Source organism: Mesorhizobium sp. M4A.F.Ca.ET.090.04.2.1 (assembly GCF_003999085.1).
Lineage (GTDB): Bacteria > Pseudomonadota > Alphaproteobacteria > Rhizobiales > Rhizobiaceae > Mesorhizobium.
Map to the genome: position 1 here is coordinate 1 of NZ_RZOT01000444.1, position 5201 is coordinate 5201.

General features: G+C 63.8%; 6 protein-coding genes. 5 read left to right on the forward strand and 1 reads right to left on the reverse strand.

All coding sequences use genetic code 11. The features are described 5' to 3' along the window. A partial coding sequence (locus EN781_RS25105; RefSeq protein ID WP_145965615.1) for a PAS domain-containing sensor histidine kinase occupies positions 1-2197 on the forward strand: 2197 nt, incomplete at its 5' end. Between the two features lie 241 nt (positions 2198-2438). Then, the gene (locus EN781_RS25110; RefSeq protein ID WP_126054769.1) at positions 2439-3143 is read left to right on the forward strand and encodes a DeoD-type purine-nucleoside phosphorylase; all 705 of its coding nucleotides are present in this window, start codon (positions 2439-2441) and stop codon (positions 3141-3143) included. Positions 3144-3241: 98 nt separating this feature from the next. Here the strand turns inward: EN781_RS25110 and EN781_RS25115 are convergent, their stop codons facing one another. After that, positions 3242-3547 carry a ribbon-helix-helix domain-containing protein gene (locus tag EN781_RS25115; RefSeq protein WP_126054768.1) on the reverse strand — a complete coding sequence of 102 codons (306 nt, stop codon included), beginning with the start codon at positions 3545-3547 and terminating at the stop codon, positions 3242-3244. A 257-nt stretch (positions 3548-3804) separates the two neighbouring features. On the opposite strand from EN781_RS25115, the gene EN781_RS25120 reads away from it, so the two are divergent. The 3 genes from EN781_RS25120 to EN781_RS25130 all read left to right on the forward strand — a co-directional run. Next, entirely contained in the window at positions 3805-4200 is a 396-nt protein-coding gene (locus EN781_RS25120) for a VOC family protein (protein WP_127400425.1), read from the forward strand. An 80-nt stretch (positions 4201-4280) separates the two neighbouring features. Then, on the forward strand, positions 4281-4811 hold the full coding sequence (locus EN781_RS25125; RefSeq protein ID WP_126054766.1) for a gluconate 2-dehydrogenase subunit 3 family protein: 531 nt from the start codon (positions 4281-4283) through the stop codon (positions 4809-4811). A 48-nt stretch (positions 4812-4859) separates the two neighbouring features. Continuing rightward, positions 4860-5201, forward strand: a 342-nt coding sequence (locus EN781_RS25130; RefSeq protein WP_189347828.1) for an FAD-dependent monooxygenase, incomplete at its 3' end; no start/stop codon positions are given.

The window sequence follows — 5201 nt, forward strand, 5'->3', positions numbered from 1 at the left end:
CCTCAAGACGGTCGAAGGGCTGCTGTCGGACGTTCCAGAGGCCTCCATGACCATCTACCGGCTGGCATCGGGCCTGCGCGACGGCCAGGCGGGCGATGGCGAGTTCAGGCTTGCGCAATCCATCCGCCCCGGCGCGGAGCCCGGTGCGCACTGGTACCGCACCCGCGCACGCGCTTTCAATGTGCCGGGCCAGCGGCTGCCGATGCTTGCCTGGCAGCTTGCCGATATCTCGCAAGAGCGGGCCGAGCAGGAGCGTTTCTTCCTCGACCTGCAAAAGGCGATCGACCATCTCGACCATGCGCCGGCCGGTTTCTTTTCGGCCGACCAGGAAGGCCGCGTCACCTACATCAACGCCACGCTCGCCGAATGGCTGGGCATCGATCTGGCGAGCTTCACGCCGGGCGCCGTCACGCTGCCCGAGATCGTCGCCGGCGACGGCATGGCGCTGGTCCGCTCGGTCAAGGCCGATCCCGGCACCACGCGCAACGCCGTCATCGATCTCGACCTGACGACGATGACTGGCGAGGCGCTGCCGGTGCGCTTCATGCACCGCGTCTCGGCGAGCCGCGAGGGCGTCGGCGGTCCGACCCGCACAATTGTGCTCAACCGCACCCAGGGCGAGGATGCCTCCGCCGATCTTCGCGCCTCGGAAGTCCGTTTCACCCGCTTCTTCAACTCGACGCCGATGGCTATCGCCGGCGTCGACGCCAATGGGCGCATCCTGCGCACCAACGCGCCGTTCCTCTCGCTGTTTTCCTCGGTCGTCGATCGCGACGCGGTCGACCGCCGCGTCCGGCTCGACACGGTCATCCACGAGCGCGACCGGCCGGCTTTCGCCGAGGCTTTCGAGAAGGCCAGGCAACGGCAGGCCGAAATCGAGCCGATCGACACTTTGTTGCCCGGCAACGAGGATCGGCACATCCGCTTCTACGTCAACGCGGTTGCCGAGGGCACCGGCGGCGAAGGTGCCGAGGAATCAGCCATCGTCTATGCTGTCGACACCACCGAGCAGAAGGCGCTCGAAGGCCAGATGGCGCAGAGCCAGAAGATGCAGGCGGTCGGCCAGCTCGCCGGCGGCATCGCACACGACTTCAACAATGTGCTGACCGCCATCATCATGGCGTCGGACCTGCTCTTGACCAACCACCGCCCGTCGGATCCGTCCTTCCCCGACATCATGAACATCAAGCAGAATGCCAACCGCGCGGCTTCGCTGGTCAGGCAGCTTCTCGCCTTCTCGCGCAAGCAGACCCTGCGCCCGGAAGTGCTGAACCTGACCGATGTTCTGGCCGACCTCAGGATGCTGCTCGCCCGTCTGGTCGGCAACGACATCAAGCTGAAGATCGACCACGGTCGCGATCTCTGGCCGGTCAAGGTCGATATCGGGCAGTTCGAGCAGGTGGTGGTGAACCTTGCCGTCAACGCGCGCGACGCGATGCCGGCGGGCGGCGACCTTGCGGTGCGCACCCGCAACGTCACAGCCGAGGAATGCAAGAGCTTCTCATACCGCGAGCTCACCCCGGCCGACTACGTGGTGGTCGAGATCGAGGATACCGGCACCGGCATCGCGCCGGATGTGCTGAAGAAGATATTCGAACCCTTCTTCACCACCAAGGAAGTCGGCAAGGGCACCGGCCTCGGCCTGTCGATGGTCTATGGCATCATCAAGCAGACGGGCGGGTTCATCTTCTGTGATTCGGAAGTTGGCAAGGGCACGGTATTCCGCATCTTCCTGCCGCGCCTCATCGCGGAAGTGAAGCCGGCGAGCGAAGCGGGCGAGGCGCCGGCGGCGCCAGTGAAACCGGCGGAGACGGCCAAGGACCTGTCGGGTTCGGCGACTGTGCTGCTCGTCGAGGACGAAGACGCCGTTCGCATGGGCGGCATGCGGGCACTGACATCGCGCGGCTATACCGTCCACGAAGCGTCCTCCGGCGTCGAGGCACTGGAAGTGTTCGAGGCGCTCGGCGGCAAGATCGACATCGTCGTGTCCGACGTAGTGATGCCGGAAATGGACGGGCCGACGCTGCTAGGCGAGTTGCGCAAGCGGCAGCCCGACATCAAGTTCGTCTTCGTCTCAGGCTACGCCGAGGACGCCTTTGCCAGGAACCTGCCCGCCGACGCGCATTTCGGCTTCCTGCCGAAGCCGTTTTCTCTCAAGCAGTTGGCAACCATCGTCAAGGACGTGTTGGAATCCTGATGCGTGTCGGCCAAAAATGTGCCGTGGTTTTGCGAGAACGACGCGCACAAACAGCGGGCTCAATGTGATCGAGCGCACAGACGCCAGCGCCATGCCCGTTACAGGTGGCGGCGCCGGGGAGCGATCCGTCCACTCATAACCAGTGAGGCCGGCCACTGGAGCGTCGCAATCGCGGCTTGCGCATCGACGCGAGATCGCCATGATTGCGGTGACAACGCGGCGGGGAATTGGGGTAGATGCCGTGACGCCGCACAACGAAGCGGAGAAGGGTGATTTTGCCGAAACGGTGCTGCTGCCGGGCGACCCGGAGCGCGCCGAATGGATGGCTGCGACTTTTCTCGAGGCGCCGCGCTGCGTCAATCGCCGCAGGGGCGCGCTGGGCTTCACCGGCCGGTTCCGGGGCAAGCCGGTCAGCATCCAGTCTACTGGCATCGGCGTCTCGTCATTCCTGATCTACGCCCATGAGCTTCTCGACTTCCACGGCGTCAAGACGCTGATCCGGACCGGCACCTGTGGCGGCCTGAGCGCCGAGGTGCCGCTGCGCGGCCTGGTGATATCGCGATCGGTCCGCGCCGAGAATGCCGACAGCGGCCAGGTCTTCGGGCTTTACGCCGCCGCCGGTCCCGATCCGGAACTGCTGGCCGGGGCATTGCGGCGGGCCGAGGCGCTCGGCATCGAGCACCGGGCGGGGCTGACGATCTGCAGCGATATTTTCTATCATCCGCAGGGCCGCGCCCGCTATGCCGAAGCCATCGCGATGGGAGCGCTCGCCGTCGATATGGAGACCAGCGCCCTGTACCGCATTTCGGCCCATTTCGGCGCGCGGGCGCTGTCGTTGCTGAACGTGGTCGATCATGTCGCCAACGGCGAGCAGACCGACTATTCCGAGCGCCAGGAGCTGTTCACCGACATGACGCGGCTGGCGCTCGAAGTCGCCGTCGACTAGAACGGTTCATCGTTTCATGGAAACGCTGAACCGCTCTATCTCTTTGTTTTGACGCGATTCCGGACGGAAAACCGCTACGCACTTTTCCTGGAATTGCTCTAGGCGGCTTCCCGCTTCAGCGCCGCCTGTTCGTTCGCGGTTGGCCGGTGGCCGCGCAGATAGAGCGCGCAGGTGGTGCGCAGCATCGAGGCGAAGTTCGGGATCTGGCCGTTGATCTGGATTGCCTCGTCATAGAGCGTCGAGATGAATTTGGGCGTCGTCAGGCCCTGGCTTTCGGCGATCTCATCGAGCAATGCCCAAAACGTAGCCTCAAGCTGGATGCTCGTGGAATGCCCGTCGATGCGAATCGACCGGTTGATCTGTCGGTAGCCCTCCGGGTCCTGCCCGGCGAAAACCCTGCACATCGTTTTCTCCCATTCTTGTTGGTTTTGGGCGCGAGTCGATGCAAGTCGCGCCGTCGAGTCTTGCCTGTCGCGGCCGGCCATTCTCAACCGGAAGGCCAAAAACAGCAATCGGACTTTCGTCGCTGGAACTGGCCCGCTCACGCCTTCTATCCGTTTTCCGGATCCCGCGCGTGGTAATCGGCTGCCACCACCTTTGCCGCAAGGCGCCCATAATCACCCTCATGCGCATCTGCCGCGCGGCTGCAGAGGGTTGAAATTTGGCGAAAGCGATCCACTCAATGATCCGGGTTCTGAATGAGGCCCGGTCTGTCGACTTCTATCGGAATGCTTTCGGACTCGATATCGCCGATCGGCTGGATTTCGAGACCTTCACCCTGGTCTATCTCAGCAATCCCGAGACATCGTTCGAGCTTGAGCTCACCGTCAACAAGGGTCGCGAGCAGCCTTACGAACTCGGCGACGGCTACGGTCATCTCGCGGTTTCGGTCGCCGACCTCGACAGCGAGCACGACCGCCTCGGCGCGCTCGGCCTCAACCCGAAGAAGATCGTCGAGTTCGACCGCGACGGGGCGCGGATCGCCCGCTTTTTCTTCATCGAGGATCCCGACGGCTACAAGATCGAGGTCCTGCAGCGAGGAGGACAGTTTCAGTAAGCGACCACCAGCCGCGCGGGCCAGCGCGGCGCCAGCAAAGGCACCCCTTCGAGGTGCGGACAGCAAGCAGGGAGGAACAAATGGTCACCATCTATGAAAGGAAGCCCGGCCTGTCGCGGCGCGAGCTTCTGAAACGCGGCGGCGCGGGAGCGTTGCTCGTCATTTCCGGCAGCGCGGTCATCAGCCCGCAACACGCCTGGGGTCTCGAAACGGCGGCGCTGAAGCCAGAGACCATGGCGACCTTGATCCAGGTGGCGCGCGACATCTACCCGCACGACCAGGTACCGGACAAACATTACGCAATCGCGGTCAAGGCCCATGACGAGCTGGCCGCCAAGGACCCCGCCCATAAGGAGCTGATCGAGAAGGGCATCGCCGAACTCGACAAGAAGGCCGGCAGCGGCGGCTATCGCGGGCTCGGCTGGGAGGAGCAGCGCGTCGCGCTGCTCAAGGACATCGAGAGCTCGCCGTTCTTCCAGACGGTACGCAGCGGCCTGGTCGTCAGCCTCTACAACCAGAAGGATGTCTGGCCGATCTTCGGCTACGAGGGCGAGTCCTTTTCCAAGGGCGGCTACATCGAGCGCGGCTTCAACGACATCGAGTGGCTCTGAACCGCTCTTTCCTTGAACCGCTTTTGACCGAATTCATGGGAGGAAACCATGGCAGCACCATTTGATCTCAAGAATGACAGCGTGGTCGTCATCATCGGCTCGGGCGCCGGCGGCGGCACACTCGGCAACGAACTTGCCCAGAAAGGCATCGACGTCGTCATCCTCGAGGCGGGCGCCCGCCACGAGTACGATGATTTCATCAACGACGAGTGGGATTCCTTTACCCAGCTTGCCTGGAAGGACAAGCGCACCACATCCGGCGACTGGCGGGTGGCGAAGGATTTTCCAAACCTGCCGGCCTGGATCGTCAAGTCGGTCGGTGGCTCGACCACGCATTGGGCGGGCGCCTCGCTGCGCTTCCAGGAGCATGAGTTCAAGGCACACTCGACC

Excerpts from the sequence above, each read along its gene's own strand:
- EN781_RS25115 (WP_126054768.1), bottom strand. The coding sequence starts at position 3,547 with ATGTGCAGGGTTTTCGCCGGGCAGGACCCGGAGGGCTACCGACAGATC.
- EN781_RS25125 (WP_126054766.1), top strand. The coding sequence starts at position 4,281 with ATGGTCACCATCTATGAAAGGAAGCCCGGCCTGTCGCGGCGCGAGCTT.